Annotated in this window: 14 protein-coding genes and 1 pseudogene; 11 read left to right on the top strand and 4 right to left on the bottom strand. The window is 68.9% G+C overall.

Annotated features, from left to right (window positions below; genetic code table 11):
- Positions 1–28: 28 nt before the first annotated feature.
- Together A5702_RS21155 and A5702_RS21150 are read right to left on the bottom strand one after the other, a co-directional pair.
- Positions 29–1201 (bottom strand): sulfotransferase, encoded by a 1173-nt coding sequence (locus A5702_RS21155; RefSeq protein ID WP_055401464.1) that lies wholly within the window; start codon positions 1199–1201, stop codon positions 29–31.
- On the bottom strand, positions 1198–2295 hold the full coding sequence (locus A5702_RS21150; RefSeq protein WP_068223438.1) for a DUF1214 domain-containing protein: 1098 nt from the start codon (positions 2293–2295) through the stop codon (positions 1198–1200). The genes A5702_RS21155 and A5702_RS21150 overlap by 4 nt, the downstream gene beginning before the upstream one ends.
- Before the next feature lie 60 nt (positions 2296–2355).
- Between A5702_RS21150 and A5702_RS21145 the strand changes: the two genes are divergently transcribed.
- Both A5702_RS21145 and A5702_RS21140 read left to right on the top strand, forming a co-directional pair.
- Positions 2356–2952: a TetR family transcriptional regulator gene (locus tag A5702_RS21145; protein WP_068223435.1), complete on the top strand. Its 597-nt coding sequence runs from the start codon at positions 2356–2358 to the stop codon at positions 2950–2952.
- Positions 2953–3088: 136 nt separating this feature from the next.
- A complete protein-coding gene (locus A5702_RS21140) occupies positions 3089–4999 on the top strand; it encodes a pyruvate kinase (protein WP_369817956.1) in 1911 nt (636 codons plus the stop codon).
- Here A5702_RS21140 and A5702_RS21135 read toward each other — a convergent pair.
- Entirely contained in the window at positions 4937–5524 is a 588-nt protein-coding gene (locus A5702_RS21135; RefSeq protein ID WP_068223432.1) for a TetR/AcrR family transcriptional regulator, read from the bottom strand. The two genes, A5702_RS21140 and A5702_RS21135, sit on opposite strands and share 63 nt — an antisense overlap.
- A 153-nt stretch (positions 5525–5677) precedes the next feature.
- On the opposite strand from A5702_RS21135, the gene A5702_RS21130 reads away from it, so the two are divergent.
- From A5702_RS21130 to A5702_RS26500, 9 genes and pseudogenes are all read left to right on the top strand, one after another.
- Positions 5678–7903: an acyl-CoA dehydrogenase gene (locus A5702_RS21130; protein WP_068223429.1), complete on the top strand. Its 2226-nt coding sequence runs from the start codon at positions 5678–5680 to the stop codon at positions 7901–7903.
- Positions 7904–7911: 8 nt separating this feature from the next.
- Complete coding sequence (locus A5702_RS21125; RefSeq protein ID WP_068223425.1) at positions 7912–9120, top strand: thiolase family protein; 1209 nt, start codon at positions 7912–7914, stop codon at positions 9118–9120.
- 5 nt (positions 9121–9125) lie between these two features.
- A complete protein-coding gene (locus A5702_RS21120) occupies positions 9126–9539 on the top strand; it encodes a Zn-ribbon domain-containing OB-fold protein (RefSeq protein WP_068223422.1) in 414 nt (137 codons plus the stop codon).
- A 56-nt stretch (positions 9540–9595) separates the two neighbouring features.
- Entirely contained in the window at positions 9596–10933 is a 1338-nt protein-coding gene (locus A5702_RS21115; protein ID WP_067816874.1) for an amidohydrolase family protein, read from the top strand.
- Positions 10934–10935: 2 nt separating this feature from the next.
- On the top strand, positions 10936–13269 hold the full coding sequence (locus tag A5702_RS21110) for a CoA transferase (RefSeq protein ID WP_068223419.1): 2334 nt from the start codon (positions 10936–10938) through the stop codon (positions 13267–13269).
- A gap of 1 nt (position 13270) precedes the next feature.
- A complete protein-coding gene (locus A5702_RS21105) occupies positions 13271–13612 on the top strand; it encodes a hypothetical protein (protein WP_068223416.1) in 342 nt (113 codons plus the stop codon).
- Between the two features lie 14 nt (positions 13613–13626).
- Positions 13627–14796, top strand: coding sequence for a thiolase family protein (locus A5702_RS21100; RefSeq protein WP_068223413.1), 1170 nt, complete (start codon positions 13627–13629; stop codon positions 14794–14796).
- Positions 14793–15215, top strand: a complete 423-nt coding sequence (locus A5702_RS21095) for a Zn-ribbon domain-containing OB-fold protein (RefSeq protein ID WP_055403562.1) — start codon at positions 14793–14795, stop codon at positions 15213–15215. Before A5702_RS21100 ends, A5702_RS21095 begins: the two co-directional genes overlap by 4 nt.
- Positions 15212–15298: pseudogene (locus A5702_RS26500) on the top strand (MarR family transcriptional regulator); the annotation flags it as partial. The gene A5702_RS21095 and the pseudogene A5702_RS26500, both read left to right, overlap by 4 nt.
- A gap of 29 nt (positions 15299–15327) precedes the next feature.
- Here A5702_RS26500 and fadD1 read toward each other — a convergent pair.
- Positions 15328–16971, bottom strand: a complete 1644-nt coding sequence (gene fadD1 / locus A5702_RS21090) for a fatty-acid--CoA ligase FadD1 (RefSeq protein ID WP_068223410.1) — start codon at positions 16969–16971, stop codon at positions 15328–15330.
- Between the last annotated feature and the right edge of the window lie 250 nt (positions 16972–17221).

The raw sequence follows: 17221 nt of genomic DNA, 5'->3' as shown, positions 1-17221 counted from the left end.
GTCGCAACGGTGTTCGACGGCGACGCGGTCAGCGCAGCGTCTCGGTGGGGACCGCGTAGCGGTCCTGGTAGGCGCGCACCCGCTCCCGCACCTCGCCCTCCCGCAGCCCGGTGTCGGACCAGGTGTAGCGGCCGCGGCCGCCGTCGCCGGGATGGGCCGCGAGGAACGCGCGCATCTTCTGCTCGGCATCGGGGCGCAGGTCGCGGTCCAGCCGTTGGTAGATGTCTTTGATCGTGGTCCACGGATCGTTGATGAAGTCGCTGTATTGCACGTCGATCACGCGGTCCGCCGGCACCGCCCCGCTGTCGCGCAGGGCCATCTCGCGCTCCAGGCCGACGACGATCTCCTCGTAGGACTGGGCCGCGCACTCGGCGATGCTGGACTCGTCGCTGCACATCCGGCGCAGGTGGTGGGTCAGGGCGGCGATCGACGAGATGACGTTGAGCGGGTCGCGATGGGTCTGCACGATCAACGCGTCCGGGTACTCGGCCAGCAGCGTGTCGAGCTGCCACAGGTGCGCCGGAGATTTCAGCAGCCACTGGCCCGGCACGCCGGATTGCAAATGCTGCAGGAAGATTCGATGGTAACGGTAAGCACCCGCGTGGTCCGCCTCGTAGAGCAGCCAGCGGTAGTAGCTGGGCAGGCGGTACTGCACGGTGAAGATCATGCTGACGAATTCGCCGGCGGTGATGCGGACGCACTCCTGCCCGACGAGGGCGCCCATCGGATGAAATGCGAGGAACCCCGGCATGATCTGTTCGGACAGGTCGATGCTGGCCTGGGCCTGCGCGATGCGCGGGTCGTCGTGGTAGGTATCCGGTTGCGGCACCGGGCAGGGCTCGTCGACCTCCCACGTGAGCGGGGCGCGCAGCTCGGGGTCCTGGGCGAGCAGGTCATAGAGGATGGTGGTTCCGGTGCGGGGCTGGCCGACGATGAATATCGGCGCCGCAATCGGTTTGGTGGCGATCTCGGGATGTTGCTTGCGCCAGGCGATCACGCCCAAACGATTCTTCAGCGCGCGCATGATGTCGAGGTGGGCGACCTCCACGCCGATGTCCGACAGCCGCGCGTCGTTGATCAGCCCGTCGGTGAGGCGGTGCAGTCCCGGCCGCCAGCCCTCGGCGCCGAAGTCGTCGCTGCCCACCTCCTCGCAGGCGGCGGCGATCAGCCGTTCGGGGGCGAATCGGTCCTGCAGCGTCATGCCGGCTCCTCACATCGGCGCACCGAGACCACCACGTCCGGCGGGCTGGGGTTGTCGAGCCAGCGCAGGGTGACGAAGCCACGGTGCCGTCCGCCGGTGTCCAGCCAGTGGCCGACGCCGAAATCCTTGGCGGAGACCGCGATTCGAACGCGGCCGTCGGCATCGGGGGTCACGCCACGGTTGGTCACCGAGCTGTGCCGGGCGCGGGGTTCCAGGCATTCGTGCCAGATGTTCTCCAGCGTGACGTTCCAGTAGCGGGTGTCGGGGGGCGCGATGTCGAGCAGCAGGGCCTCGTCACCTTCGAGCCGGTAGGTCCCGATCATGTACAGGTTGTCGGGGGTGGTGTCGGCGGCGCCGAGGTTGGCGGCCTCCGCCGTGAGCAGTGTGTTCGGCGTGTCGAGCAGTTCGGGCTTGATGGTGCGGTGCAGCGTCGCCAGCTTCATCAGTGACCAGGCCATCGCGGTGAACTGGTCGGCCAGCTCGCCGTCGGTCAGCGGCCTCAGGGGCCCGGCGTCGAGCGCCTCGATGCGCAGCGTGGCGAGCTGTTCGCGCGCGCGATCACCGATGTACTCGCGGACCACCACCGACGAGGCGTCGTCGGGAATCTTCACCCACTGCGCGCCGGCGAGGTCGGCGGGTTCGTCCGCCGACAGCACGAGCGCGAATTCGCCCGCGCGCAGCGCCAAATCGACGTCGCTGACGTAGCCGGCCATGCGGCGCGGCGTGAGTCCGGTTCCGGCCAGGATCTGCAGCCCGAGGTAGGCGCTGCTGCCCCGCGAGCCGGTGATCCGGTAGCCGCGGTCGCCCCGGATCATCGCCAGGTAGTAGTTGCCGTCCGGATTCGGACCGCCGATCATGCGGTTCTCCGAACACATATCGAAGAATGAGGGCCGCTCCGGGTCGGCCTCCACCGACATCTGCGCGCAGAGGGAGGAGACGCGCGCGATCAGGCGCAGCCCCTCGAGCAGTTCCCGCTCGGACTCGGCGTCCTCGGCCACGATCTTGGTGACGTCCGCGACCATCTGCTGGAAGAACTGCCACGCGGCCCGCGCGTCGGGGGCCACCTGAGCGGACGAATCGGGGGCTTGAGACATCGTCTCATGCTAAGACTATGTCTTACGCTTTAGGGGTCGATTCGCGGAAAAGGGTGGGGAATGGCTGTCACGACGTCGTTGGCTGAGCGGAAGCGCACGGCGATGCGCCAGCGCATCGCCGCCGCCGCCGCTGCGCTGGTCGCCGAACGCGGCCTGGCCGGCACGACGGTGGACCGCATCGCCGATGCGGCCGACATCGGGCGGGCGACCTTCTTCCGCTATTTCAATTCCAAGGAAGACGCCGTCGCCGAGGGCATGACCGTCCACTGGCTCAACCGCATCACCGCCGCCCTGGCCGCCCAGCCCAAAGACCTGAGCGCCACCGACGCGGTCGTCGGCGCGTTCGGGCAGCTGGCCGGCGGGTTCGTCGACATCGAGGACCAGATTCGCGAATTAGCCACCCTGACAAGGTCTTCCGAGACATTGGACGCGTGGACACTGCACATCTATGTGCGCTACGAGCTGGCGATCGCCGAGCTCATCGCGCCGCGGTTGCCGCGACTGGCGCCGCAGGACCCCAGGCCGCGCCTGATCGGTGCGCTGGCCATGGCGACCGTGCGCATCGCCCTCGACGATTGGCTGAGCCACGGGGGATCCCTGCCGGATCGCGTGAGCAAGGGCCTGGCCGCCGTGACGATCGGACAGCCGCGGCAGTAGCAGTATTGGGGACCAATGTCCCTGTCGTGATGCCCGTCGCGCCGGTAACTTCCTGTGTGCCTTGGTGATTCGAGCATTTTGCGTTACGCCGACGTTAACACTGTGTGGCCGTCAAGCCACAGAATGGGGAGCTTCAGTGTCTGGTCAGCGTGTGGTCGGCCAATCGATCCCCAGCACCCGGGAATCTGCCGACACCGATGTCAAGCGGCGACTGGCGGGGTTGCTCGAGCAGATCGACGGCCTGCTGACCAGCCTGCGGGACGCGGAGCGTTCCTGGGCGGCGTGGCTTCCGGCCATTGCACCGGAACACCGGGCGAGCGCACGAAACCTCGTGCATTACTGGGCGATTCGCCAGTTCGACCTACGCGAATTGCAGGCGAGCCTGGCGGACTTCGGCCTGTCGTCGTTGGGTCGCAGCGAAGCGCACGTCCAGGCCACACTCGCCGCGGTCCGTGCCGCCGTCGCCGCCATCGCGGACGGGAACTGGCAGCCGCCGCCACCGTCGGCGGTGCCGATCGAGCAGGGGCAGACGATGTTGCGGCAACGCACGGTGGAGTTGCTTGGGCCGCGGCCGGCGCATCGCATGACGCGCATCATGGTCACGCTGCCGTCGCAGGCCGCGACCGACGCGGAGTTGGTGCGCGAGTTGGTGCGACGGGGGATGAACATCGCGCGCATCAACTGCGCCCACGACGACGTGCGGGCCTGGCGGGCCATGGCCCGCCATGTCCGGGACGCGGCCTCCAGCGCCGGCACGACCTGCTTGGTGGCGATGGATTTGGCGGGGCCCAAGCTGCGGACCGGGCCACTGGAGCCGGGTCCTCGCGTGCTGAAGCTGCGTCCGCGCCGGGATGATCTCGGCCGGGTCGTCGCGCCGGCACGGGCGTGGCTGACGTCGACCGAGGCGCCGGCGCACCCACCCGAACCCGGGATGGCGGTGGTTACGGTGCCGGCGCCGTGGCTGGCCAACCGCGGGGCGGGCGACGTGCTGGCGCTGCGGGACGCCCGTGGATCCCGGCGGCGACTCGTTCTGGAGGCTGCCCCGGGTGGATTCGTGGTCGCCACCAGGCGGACGACCTACCTGGTGAGCGGGACGGTGCTGCGCGCCGAAAACACCGACGACGCAACGGAAGTGGGCCCGCTTCCGGAGAAGGAGCGCAGCCTGTCGGTGCGCGCCGGAGACCTGCTGGAATTGACCCGCGACTGTTCACCGGCGCCGACCGGTGGCCAACCCCGGATCGGATGCACGTTGGCGGAGGCGTTCGTCCATGCCCGGCCGGGTGACGCCGTCCACTTCGACGACGGCAAGATCGGCGGCCGGGTGGTGTCGGTCGCCCGCGAGGCGCTCACCGTGCGCATCGACCGTCCGGAGCAGGGGGAGGCCCGCCTCAAGGCGGGGAAGGGCATCAACATGCCCGACACCGATCTGCCGATATCGGCGCTCACGGACCGCGATGTCGCCGACCTCGCCGCCGTGGTGGAACTGGCGGATCTGGTGGACATGTCGTTCGTTCGCAATCCGGCCGATGTCGAGCGGTTGCTCGACGAACTCGATCGGCTCGACGGGCACCGGTTGGGCGTCGTCCTCAAGATCGAAACCCGGCGCGCATTCGAAGACCTGCCGCAGCTGTTGCTCACCGCGATGCGCCGGCCCCGGGCCGGGGTGATGATCGCTCGGGGGGATCTGGCGGTGGAGTGCGGTTACGAGCGGATGGCCGAGTTGCAGGAGGAGATCCTGTGGCTGTGCGAGGCCGCACACCTGCCGGTGATCTGGGCGACGCAGGTTCTCGAACAACTTGCCAAGACCGGCCTGCCCTCGCGCGCCGAGATCAGCGACGCGGCGATGAGCGAACGGGCCGAGTGCGTGATGCTGAACAAGGGCCCCTTCCTCGACGAGGCCGTCACCGTGCTGGACAACATCATGCGGCGCATGGCGGACCACTATTACAAGAAGAACGCGTTGCTGCGCCCATTGCGGTCCTGGTCAGCCTCGGCGGCCCAGGGCGTCGACGATGAACCGGGTCGTGAGCTCGGCTCGGCGTCGTGAATACCCTTGCGGGTCAGACAGGATCGGATAGACGACACCCCCGACGATCGCGTCCGCGGCCGACTCGGCCGTGTTGCCGTCGATGCCGTCGGCGAGGATCCGGGCCCGGACGCTCTCGTACAGGGGCTCGCTGAACCCGGCGCGCAGTTTGACGGCGGTGTCCTCGTGTTCCATGCCCGCGACGGTCAGGATGCGCAGCATCGCCGCGCCGCGGGCCGTCGTCAGAGTTCTGGCGAGCTTTCGCACCCAGCCGACCAAGTCGGCGGCCAGGTCGTCGGTGTGATTGACCGATGCGAGCAGCCTGTCGGCATCCTCGAGCATCACGTCGGCCACCAGCGCCGGGCGGCTGGGCCACCAGCGGTAGATGGTCTGCTTGCCCACACCGGCCCGGGCGGCGACGGCCTCGATGCTCAGGCCGTCGAATCCGCGTTCGAGAAGGAGCTCGCGGGTGGCGGTGACGATCGCCGTGCGCGACTTCTCGCTGCGACGCCTCGGCGGGGTCGTCTGGGTGAGATCGCTTGGCATTGGGTGATCCTCGCTGCTGCGGTGGCCCGCTTTACATATCCTGACTGGCCCCGGTAGTCTGCCACAAGACGAGACGGTCCGTCTTGTAAGGGCATTCTAGCCGGAAGGGTAGCAGTCGGTGCGGCCAACTTCAGTCACCACTCGGCCGTCGTCGTGACCCTGGGATTGAGCCCGGAGCAACAGGAGCTCAGCGATGCGGTCGGACAGTTCGCCGGCCGGCATGCCCCCATCGCCGCCACGCGAGACAGTTTCGATGATCTTGCGGCGGGCCGGCGCCTGGAATGGTGGGATGCCCTCGTCGGCAACGGTTTTCACGCCGTGCACGTGCCCGAGAACCTGGGCGGGCAGGGCGGCCGGCTGATCGACGCCGCCTGCGTCCTGGAGGCGGCGGGCAAGGCGCTACTGCCCGGGCCGCTCCTGCCGACGGTCGCCGCGGGGGCCGTCGCCTTGCTGGCCGATACGACACCGGCCGCCGAGGCACTGGTGCGGGGCCTGGCCGCGGGCGCGATCGCGGCCGTCGTGCTGCCCGACGACGGCGACTTCCGCGCGCGCGCCGAGGGCGGAGGATGGTCGGTCACCGGCGCGTCGGAGGTCACCGCCGGCGTGTGCGCCGCGCAGACGGTCCTGGTCGCCGCCCGTGGGGACGACGAAGGCGTGGTCTGGGTGGTCGTCGACGCTGAAAAGCCGGCGGTGACAGCGGAACCCGTGAACGGGACGGACCTCGTCGCCGACGCCGGGGTGTTGCGGCTCGACGACTACCGCGCGGCGGGCTCCGAGGTGCTCACCGGCATCGATCCCGACCGCGCTCGGTGCGTGACGTTGGGGCTCCTGGCCAGCGCGTTGAGCGGCATCGTGCAGTGGTGCGTGGAAGCGGCCACCGCGCACCTGCGGAGCCGAGAACAGTTCGGCAAGGTGATCGGCACCTTCCAGGCGTTGCAGCACAACGCCGCGATGTTGCTGGTCAGCAGCGAACTGGCCACGGCGGCAGCCTGGGACGCAATCCGCGCCGTCGACGAACCGATCGACCAGCACCGCATGGCCGCCGCCGGGGCGGCGGTGATGGCGATCGCACCCGTGCCAGATCTGGTGCTCGACGCGCTGACCATGTTCGGGGCCATCGGCTTCACCTGGGAGCACGATCTGCATCTCTACTGGCGTCGGGCGATCAGCCTCGCGGCGTCGATCGGGCCGGCGAATCGCTGGGCCCGGCGCCTCGGTCAGCTGACCTGCACGCAGCAGCGCGACATGTCGGTCGACCTCGGGGACGCGGAAGCGCACTTCCGTTCCTGGGTTACCGAGACCCTTGACGCCGCAATGCAGTTGGCCAACGACATACCGGCACCGCACGGCGACTACCCGGACCAGGCCTCCGGGCCCCAGCGCACGTTGCTGGCCGATGCCGGGCTGATCGCGCCGCACTGGCCGGCGCCGTGGGGTGTCGATGCGGGTCCCCTCAAGCAGCTCATCATCGACGAAGAGTTCGCCAAGCGACCCGCGCTGGTCCGGCCGTCGCTGAACATCGCCGAGTGGATCCTGCCTTCGGTGCTGGCCGCCGCACCAAAAGACCTGCAGGAAAAGCTGATTCCGCCGACCCAACGCGGCGAGATTCATTGGTGCCAGCTGTTCAGTGAGCCGGGCGCCGGCTCCGACCTCGCGTCGCTGGCCACCCGGGCAACCAAGGTCGACGGCGGTTGGCGGATCAACGGCCACAAGATCTGGACGTCGCTGGCCCAGTACGCCGACCTCGGCGCCCTGCTGGCGCGCACCGACCCGGAAGCCGGCAAGCACCGTGGCATCGGTTACTTCATCCTGGATATGGCCTCGCCCGGCATCGAAGTCCAGCCGATCAAAACGGCCACCGGGCAGGCGCACTTCAACGAGGTGTTCCTCAACGACGTCTTCGTCCCCGACGAGATGTTGCTGGGCGCCCCGAACGACGGCTGGAACCTGGCGATCGCCACCATGGCCGAAGAGCGTTCGGCCATCAGCGGTTACGTCAAGTTCGACCGGGCGGCCGCCCTGCGCCGGCTCGCGGCGGAACCGGGGCCGGACCGCGACGACGCGCTGCGGGCGCTCGGTGAACTCGACGCCTACGCCAACGCGATCAAGGCGCTGGGGGTGCGCGAAACCATCCGGTTGCTCGACGGCCAGGCATCCGGCCCGGCGTCGAGCATCGCCAAGGTGGCCATGAACGTGCTGCTGCGCAGGACGTTCGAGGCCACCCTGGGGTTGACCGGGCGCACCGCGATGGTCGCCGACTCCGACCCGGACATCGTCGAGCGGTACCTGCACCTGCCCGCCGAACTGATCGGCGGAGGAACCCGGGAGATTCAGCTGAACATCATCGCGCAGATGATCCTCGGACTACCCCGAAAGTAGGACGGCCCATGGGATTACGCGGAGAGGCCGCGATCGTCGGATACGTCGAACTGCCGCCCGAACGGCTCAACAAGGCCACGCCCGCGCCGTTCGCCATCGAGCAATGGGCGCAACTCTCCGCGGCCGCCCTCGCCGATGCCGGGTTGCCCGGTGACGTCGTCGACGGCATCGTGGCGTCGCACCTGGCGGAGTCGGAGATCTTCGTGCCGTCGACCATCGCCGAATACCTCGGCGTCGGGGCGCGATTCGCCGAACACGTGGACCTCGGCGGAGCCAGCGCCGCCGCCATGGTGTGGCGGGCGGCCGCGGCGATCGAGCTGGGCATCTGTGACGCCGTGTTGTGCGCGCTGCCGGCGCGCTACATCACCCCCTCGTCGAAGAAGAAGCCCCGGCCGATGGTGGACGCGATGTTCTTCGGTTCGTCGAGCAACCAATACGGCTCTCCCCAGGCCGAATTCGAGATCCCCTACGGCAATCTCGGCCAGAACGGGCCCTATGGGCAGGTCGCCCAGCGCTACGCGGCCGTGTACGGGTACGACGAGCGAGCGATGGCCAAGATCGTCGTCGATCAGCGGGTCAACGCCAACCACACCGAGGGCGCGATCTGGAAGGACAAGCCGCTCACCGTCGACGACGTCCTGGCCAGCCCGGTGATCGCCGACCCGCTGCACATGCTGGAGATCGTCATGCCCTGCGTCGGGGGCGCCGCGGTCGTCGTCGCCAACGCCGGTCTGGCCGGCCGCGCGCGTCACCGACCGGTGTGGATCAAGGGATTCGGCGAGCACGTGCCGTTCAAGACCCCGACGTACGCCAAGGACCTGCTGCACACGCCGATCGCCGAGGCCGCCGACACCGCGTTCGCCATGACGGAGCTGAGCCGCGAGCAGATGGACATGGTGTCGATCTACGACTGCTACACCATCACCGTGCTGCTGTCGCTGGAGGACGCGGGCTTCTGCGAGAAGGGCAAGGGCATGGAGTTCGTCGCCAGCCACGACATGACCTTCCGCGGCGACTTCCCGCTCAACACGGCCGGGGGGCAACTCGGCTTCGGGCAAGCCGGGCTGGCCGGCGGCATGCACCACGTCTGCGACGCCACGCGCCAGATCATGGGCCGCGCGGGTGCGGCCCAGGTCGCCGACTGCCACCGCGCCTTCGTGTCCGGCAACGGGGGCATCCTGTCGGAGCAGACCACGCTGATCCTCGAGGGGGACTGATCGACATGGCCACCTTCGAGCGCCCGATGCCCGTCAAAACCCCCACCAGCGCGCCGTTTTGGGATGCGCTGGCGCAGCATCGCATCGTCATCCAGTACTCGCCCTCGCTGGGCAGTTACGTGTTCTATCCGCGGGTGCGCGCGCCGGGCACGCTCGCCGACGATCTCGAGTGGCGGGAGATCTCCGGCATGGGCACGTTGTACTCCTACACCGTGGCACGCAGGCCGGTCAGTCCGCACTTCGCCGACGCCGTCCCGCAGCTGCTGGCCATCGTCGAATGGGACGAGGGGCCCAGGTTTTCCACCGAGATGGTCGACGTCGACCCCGCCGACCTGCGGGTGGGGATGCGGGTCAGGCCGGTGTTCTTCGACTACCCGGAGCACGACGTCACGATGCTGCGGTATGCGCCCGCCGACTGAGGGCGCCACTGATGAGGGACTATTAGTCTAATCGCTATCTCGGTGAGGAGCGCGGCATGCACAAGGACGACTTGATCCTGATCAGCGTGGACGACCACATCGCCGAGCCCGCCGACATGTTCGACGCGCACGTCCCCGCGAAATACAAGGACCGCGCACCGCGGGTGGTCCTCGAACCCGACGGCGTGCAGCAGTGGTACTACGGCGAGGTCCGCGGGCGCAACATGGGCCTGAACGCCGTGGCGGGCAAGCCGCGGGAGATGTACAACATCGACGCCTCGCGCTACGACGAGATGCGGCCGGGTTGCTTCAACGTGGACGAGAGGGTCCGGGACATGAATGCGGGCGGTCAATTGGCGGGCCTCAATTTCCCGAACTTCACCGGCTTCTCCGGCCAGGTCCTCAACCAGGGTCCCGACCGCGAGGTCAACCTGGTGATGATCAAGGCCTACAACGACTGGCACATCGACGAGTGGTGCGCCGCCTACCCCGGTCGATTCATCCCCTGTGGCATCCTGCCGCTGTTCGACGTGGCCGAGGCGGCCAAGGAGGTCAAGCGGCTCGCGGGCAAGGGTTGTCACGCGGTGACGTTCTCGGAGAACCCAGAGGCGTTGCAGATGCCCAGCATTCACACCAAGTACTGGTACCCGCTGTTCGAGGCGGTCTGCGAGCACAAGACGGTGCTGTGCACGCACGTCGGCTCCGCGTCGCGTTCCCCCCAGGTGTCGACGGACGCCCCGCCCAGCGTGCAGATGACGGCGTCGTCGATGATGAGCATGTTCACGTTCACCGAGTTGATCTGGGCCGAGTTCTGGGCGGACTTCCCGCAGCTGAAGTTCTCCCTCACCGAGGGCGACGTCGGCTGGATTCCGTACTTCCTCTGGCGCGCCGAGCACGTCTTCAACCGCCACTCGGGCTGGACGCTGGCCAAGTTCCCGCCCGGCTACAGCGGGCCGGCCGACGTGTTCAAGCGCCACTTCTACACCTGCTTCATCAGCGACAAGGTCGGCGTGCGCAACATGGACTGGTTCAACGAGGACATGCTGTGCTGGGAGTCCGACTTTCCCCATTCCGACAGCAACTGGCCGTTCGCCCCGGAAGACGTCATCGAGACCATGGGGCATCTCGACGATTCCGTGATCGACAAGATCACGCACGAAAACGCCATGGCCGCCTACTCATTCGACCCGTTCCGGCACATCCCGAAGGAGCACGCTCGCGCCGGTCAGTTGCGGGCCCAGGCCGCCGACGTCGACGTGGTCACGCACGTCGGCCGCCGCGCCAGCCAGCGTGATCGCGACGCCTGGACCCGGATGACGCAGTTCGCCCTGCAGGCGCAGGTCACGGCCGAGGCTCCCGGCATTTCGGGGCGCGCCACCACGCTGGGCAACTGAACGTGACACCCCAGGCACCGTTCGCCGACTGGCGCGTGGTGGAGGTGTCCAACGGCATCGCGGTGTCCTACTGCGGCAAGATGTTCGCCGACGCCGGCGCCGACGTGGTGAAAATCGAATCGCCGCAGGGGGATTCGCTGCGTCGGCGGTCCGCGGGTGGGCCGCCCGGGGCCCTGTTCGGCTATCTGGCCGCCGGGAAGAGGTCGGTCACCAACGGCGACCCGGCGGAGGTCGCGACGCTGCTGGCCGGTGCCGACATCGTGCTGACCGACCTGACCGACGGGTGGACACTCGACGAAATCACGGCCCACACCGGCCCGTCGGCCGTGGTGGTCGCCGTGACCCCATTCGGCACAACAGGGCCCTACGTCGACGACCGCGTCGCGGCGAACGAGTTCATCCTGCAGGCGTTGTGCGGCTCGACCGCCGGGCGCGGCTGGCCGGAGGACGAACCGGTGCAGGCCGGCGGTGAGCTGGGTGAGTGGCTGGCCGGCACGTTCGCGGCCGCGGTCGCCGCCGCGACCGCCCGGCACGCCGCGCGGGGCGGACGCGGGGAGATCGTCGACGTCTCGACCTACGAGGCCATGGTGATCGCGATGGGCGGCCTGTCGGCCATGTCGGCCAGCGTGCTGGGCGCGGATTCGCGACTGGGGCAGCGCAGTCTGGAGCTGCCGTCGATCGTTCCCACCGCCGACGGCCTGGTCGGCTTCTGCACCATCACCGCCCAGCAGTTTCAGGACTTCCTGGTGCTGATCGACCGCGCCGATCTGCTCGACGACGCCGACCTGGCCTCGTTCGACGGGCGCGTCGCCCGCCGCGACGAGTTCCTCGGCATGGTCACGCAGTGGACCCAGTCCCGCACCACGCAGGAGATCGTCGACCTCGCGGTCGCATTCCGAATCCCGGTGGCCCCCATCGCGACGCCCGAGATGCTGCCCCAGGTCGACCATTTCGTGGAACGCGGCGTGTTCGTCGAATCCGAAGCCGGCGTCCTTGCGCCGCGGGTGCCCTACCGCAGCGACGCGATGATCACCAGGCCGCCCGGGCGGCCGCCTCGACTCGGCGCCGACAACGGCCGAATCCGCTGGCCGCCAAGGCCCGCCCGGCCCGCGGGTTCCGCCACCGACGCCCTGCCGCTGGCCGACACGCGGATAACCGATTTCACCGCCTTCTGGGCGGGGCCGGTCGCGACGCAACTGCTGGGCGCGCTGGGTGCCGACGTGATCAAAGTCGAGGGCGTCCGCCGCCCCGACGGCATGAGGTTTTCCGCGGGCCGCCCACCCAGCTGGGATCAGTGGTGGGAGTGGGGCCCGGTCTTCTTGTGCAGCAACAACAACAAGCGCGGCGTCAGCGTCGAACTGAGCACCGACGCGGGCCGCGCCCTCGCCCTCGAACTCATCGCCGCCAGCGATCTGGTCGTCGAGAACTTCTCACCGCGGGTGATGACGAACTTCGGCCTGGGCTGGGATGCCGTGCGCGCGGCCAACCCCCGCGCGATCATGGTGCGAATGCCCGCCTTCGGCCTCGACGGTCCGTGGCGCGACCGCGTGGGTTTCGCCCAGACGATGGAACAGGCGACCGGCATGGCGTGGATGACCGGACACGCCGACGGCCCCCCGGTCATCCCTCGCGGGGTGTGCGACCCGATCGCCGGCCTGCACGCGGCCTTCGCCGCCGTGGCCGCGCTGGTCATCCGCGACCGCGACGGCACCGGAATGCACGTCGAATCCACCATGGTCGAAGCGGCGCTTAACGTGGCCGCCGAGATGCTGGTGGAGTACTCGCGCGACGGAATCGAGATGCGCCGCAACGGGAATCGCGGGCCCGGTGCCCGGCCGCAGGGGGTCTATCGCTGCCACGGTGATGACGAGTGGGTCGCGCTTGCCGCGACGGACGACGCCGCGCGCGCGGGCCTGGCCGGGTTGCTGGGCCGGCGGGATCTCCGCACCAGCGACTGGCACGAGCAACCGGATGAACTCGACAAGCTGATCTCTGACTGGGCGGCCCGGCGCTCGGTGGCCGAGGCCGTCGGCGCGCTGCGCACCGCAGGAGTGGCCGCCGCGCGGGTCACGGCGGCCCCCGAGCTGCTTCGGGACCCGCACCTGCAGGCGCGCGGATTCTGGGAGACCGTCCATCACCCCGTAGCCGGTGAGTTCCTCTGCACCGGAATGCCATTCACGTTCCTCGGCAAACCGCGCCGCTGGATTCGCCGGCCCTCGCCGCTGTATGGCCAGCACACCGCAGAGGTCCTGACCGACCTGCTGGGGCGCACCGACAACGACCTGTCCGTGCTGCGGGAATCGGGGACCATCAGCACCCGGCCGGCAGGCCTGTGACATGGCGGTAACCCTGTGCGTGCCGCCCCGTCCCGGCGAATTGTGCGCGCCGGTACGGTTTTTGGTCCGCCGAGAGTCGGTGGTGATGGAGTTGACCGCCCGGCACCGGATCACCAGCGTCGAGTGGGACGAGCACGAGCGAGCGGTGGCAATGGTCGTCGAGATCACCGACCCGCAGACGGCGCGGCCCGTGGATGTGCGGATCGACATCGTGGAAACGGCGACGGACCGGGCCGCGGCGGCCGAGGGTGCTCGGACCACGACGATCGGAAGCATCACCCGCGACGGGCGACGATACGACGTCGTCGGCACCTATCTCGGTGTCGTGGCCGACGAGAACTAAGAGCGAGGATCGCAGTGGCAAGCACGAGACGCACGGCGGCGATCGTCGGGGTGCACAACACCCGGCAGGGCCGACGCCTGGACGGCGAGACCTCACGCAGCCTGGCACTGGCGGCCATCCGCGGTGCGCTCGACGATGCGGGCCTGCGCCTCGAGGACGTGGACGGCATCAGCGCGGGCCCACTGTCCACCGCCCTGATCTACGACCTGCGCCTGGGGCCGGCCTGGCAGGGCCTCGCGTTCGGGGTGGGCATGATCACCGAGGCGGCCGCCGCCATCGAGCACGGCATGGCCGATGTGGTGGTGCTCGTCGCGGCGCAGGCCGGGGAGTACCGCGACCACGAGGCGACGGCGCCGTGGACCCGGCCCGAGAACGAATTCGTCGCGCCGTGGGGGATGTTCACCGCCGCCGAGTTCGCGCTGATCGCGCGCCGCCACATGCACGTTTACGGCACGACGCGCGAACAACTTTCGATGGTGGCCGCGACCATCCGCAACAACGGATCGCGAAACCCCGAAGCCGTGTACTACGGGCGCGGGCCCTTCACGCCCGACGACATCACCGCCTCCCGGCCGATCGCCGACCCGTTTCATCTCCTCGACTGCGCCACCACCTCCGAGGGCGGGTGCGCGCTGGTCGTGGCAAACGTCGAAAAGACCGACGGCGCAAGCCAACCCGTCTACGTGTTAGGCAGCGGCGCCGACTTCCACGGCCCGTCCTACCAGCACCCGCCGGCGTGGGACCTGGCCGGGCGGCGGGACGGGAACGGCGGGTACGTCAATGGCGTGGTCGGCAGGCGCGCGGCCCAGCGCGCGTTCGCTCACGCCGGCCTGCGGCCCGGCGACGTCGACGTCCTGGAACTCTACGACCCGTTCTCGTTCGAAATCATCCGCCAACTCGAGGCGTTCGGGTTCTGCGGCGACGGCGAGGGCGGACCATTCGTCGCCGACGGGCACATCGCCATCGACGGCAGCCACCCCATCACCACCGACGGAGGAACCATGTCGTTCAGCCATGCGGGCTCCAATCCGCAGATGATGCAGCGGGCCGTCCGGGCCGTCCAGCAGCTGCGCGGCCAGGCCGGCGAACTGCAGGTACCCGATGCGCATATCGCGTTGTGCAGCAACGGGGGAGCCGGGGCCTTGTTCACCACGCTGCTGATCCTGGGGGACGAACCGCTGTGACCGCCGATGCCCTGCGCCCACAAACCGGCCCCGTGCCCCACGCCACCAGCCCGCTCAGCGTCCCCTTCTGGCAGGGCTGCCGGTCGGGGGAGTTGCGATATCAACGCTGCGAGGCCTGCGGCCTGGCGAACTTTCCGCCGACCGAGCACTGCCGCGAATGCCTTTCGGCGCAGGTGCGTTGGGAGCGCGGCGGCGGGTTCGGCGAGATCTACAGCTGGACCGTGGTTCGGCGACCGGTGACGGCGGAATTCGAACCGCCCTACGCGCCGGCGATCGTCACCCTGGACGAGGGCTACCAGATGCTGACCAACGTCGTCGGCGTCCCGCCGGAGGAGTTGCGCATCGGCATGCGCGTCCGGGTGCAGTTCCACCCCGTCGGTCCCGGCGTGACGCTGCCCTACTTCACCGAATCGCCATGAGCCCACGGCGAACCAGCAACGGCCTGCCGGTAACCGCCTACCCGGTGCTGGGTGTGCTGGCCGCCAACGACGAGCAGCTCACCGATCGCCGCTGGGACAGCGCGGGATCCGGTCAAACGGGTGCGACGGTCGAAGGGCCAGATCCGCCGCCCGGTGACCGAGAGCCCGACTTCGGCGCCACGACCGCGTAGGCGGTCCCGCGCGGTTCGCGCTCCCACAGCAGCTCGTCTTCGCCGACGGTTCTTCCTTCGGCGATCAGCTGGCGCTTGAGCACCTTGTGCGTGGCGGTGCTGGGCAGGTCGGTGGCGATGCGGACGTAGCGCGGGCGGCCCTTCGGGGACAGGTCGGCCTGGGCGTCGAGAAACGCTTCGAACGCAGCGGGGTCGAGGGTCTGTCCCTCGTTGAGGACAATCGCGGCCATCACCTGGTCGCCCACTCGCTCGTCCGGAACGGCGTACACCGCGACGCGATTGATGGAGCTGTGCCGCAACAGGATTCGTTCGATGGGAGCCGCGGTGAGGTTCTCGCCGTCGACCCGCATCCAGTCCGCGGTGCGGCCGGCCAGGTATATCCAGCCTTCCGCGTCCCGGTAGGCGAGGTCACCGGACCAGTACATGCCGTGGCGCATGCGCTCGGCATTGGCTTCGGGATCGTTGTAGTAACCGGTGAAGAACCCCGAGCCGGCCGTGTTGACCAATTCGCCCACGGCTTCGTCGGCATTGACCAATGCGCCGTCGGCGTCGAAGCGCGCGACCGCGCACTCGGTGACGGTGTCGCTGTTGTAGATCGCAACCCCGTCGGCACCCTTGCCGATGGAGCCCTTCGGAGTGCCGGGTTCGCGAATCACCATGACGGCGTTCTCCGTGGAGCCGAAGCCGTCCTCGACCTGGACGCCGAAGCGGCGCGCGAACTCCTCGATGTCCTTGTCGTTGGCCTCGTTGCCGAACGCGACCCGCAGGGGATTGTCGGCGTCGTCGTCGCGTTCCGGCGTCGCGAGGATGTAGGCCAGCGGCTTGCCCACGTAGTTCATGTACGTCGCACCGTAGTGGCGGACATCGTCGAGAAAGCTGCTCGCCGAGAACTTCGCCGGCACGATCGCGGCGCCCGAGACCACCGCGGGCGCCCATCCCGCGACGACGGCGTTGGAGTGGAACAGCGGCATCGACACGTAACAGGTGTCCCGCTCGGACAGCGCGAAGCGCTGCGCCAGGTTGAGCCCGGCGAACGCAGCCATCAGGTGTGATACCTGCACCGCCTTGGGGTTTCCGCTGGTGCCCGACGTGAAGATCATCATGAACGGGTCCATCGCGGTGACCTGCCGGTGCGGGACGAGTTCACCGGCGTCCTTGACGAATTCGGTCCATTCCGGCGTCGAGGTGTCGAGGATGTGTGTCCCGTCGAGGTCGAGGTCGTCGAGCAGGTGGCGGTGTTCGGCGTCGGTCACCAGGAACTGGCAGTGGGCGCGTCGGACGTCGGCCGCGAGCGCCTCGCCGCGCCGCGTGGTGTTCACGCCGCACAGGACATAACCGCCGAGGCCGGCCGCCGCCATCTGGCTGAGCATCTCGGGGTTGTTGCCCAGCAGTGCGCCCACGTGCATGGGCCGGTCCGGGTCGGCGGCCGCTATCAGGGCCGAGGCCCGCGCCGACGCGCCGGCCAGGTACTGACTCCAACTCCACTGCAAACTGCGGTGTTTCACCGCGGTCCGCGGATCGGACAGGCGCTTGCGCAGCAGCGCCTGGATGGTGTCGTCAGTCATCGGTCGGAGTCACCTTTGCTCTGCCTAGCCCTACGAGACGAGACGGTCCGTCTTATCGTAACGGTGGTCTGGCCGGGTCCGAAGCCGGTCCGTCACCGCCTCGCGTTGGGCAACCCGTCATCGCAACTTCTTCCACGATTCCCCATCGAGGCGTGCGTGTACAGCGGACGCGTCGGCGTCGAACGGGTCACCATTGGCTCATGCTGTTCGAGTTGCACAGGTCGCTGCTACTGCTCAGGAATCGGGCGCG

The sequence above is a fragment of the Mycobacterium sp. E3339 genome (assembly GCF_001666915.1).
Taxonomy (GTDB): domain Bacteria; phylum Actinomycetota; class Actinomycetes; order Mycobacteriales; family Mycobacteriaceae; genus Mycobacterium.
This window is presented reverse-complemented; position numbering and strand designations above follow the sequence as displayed.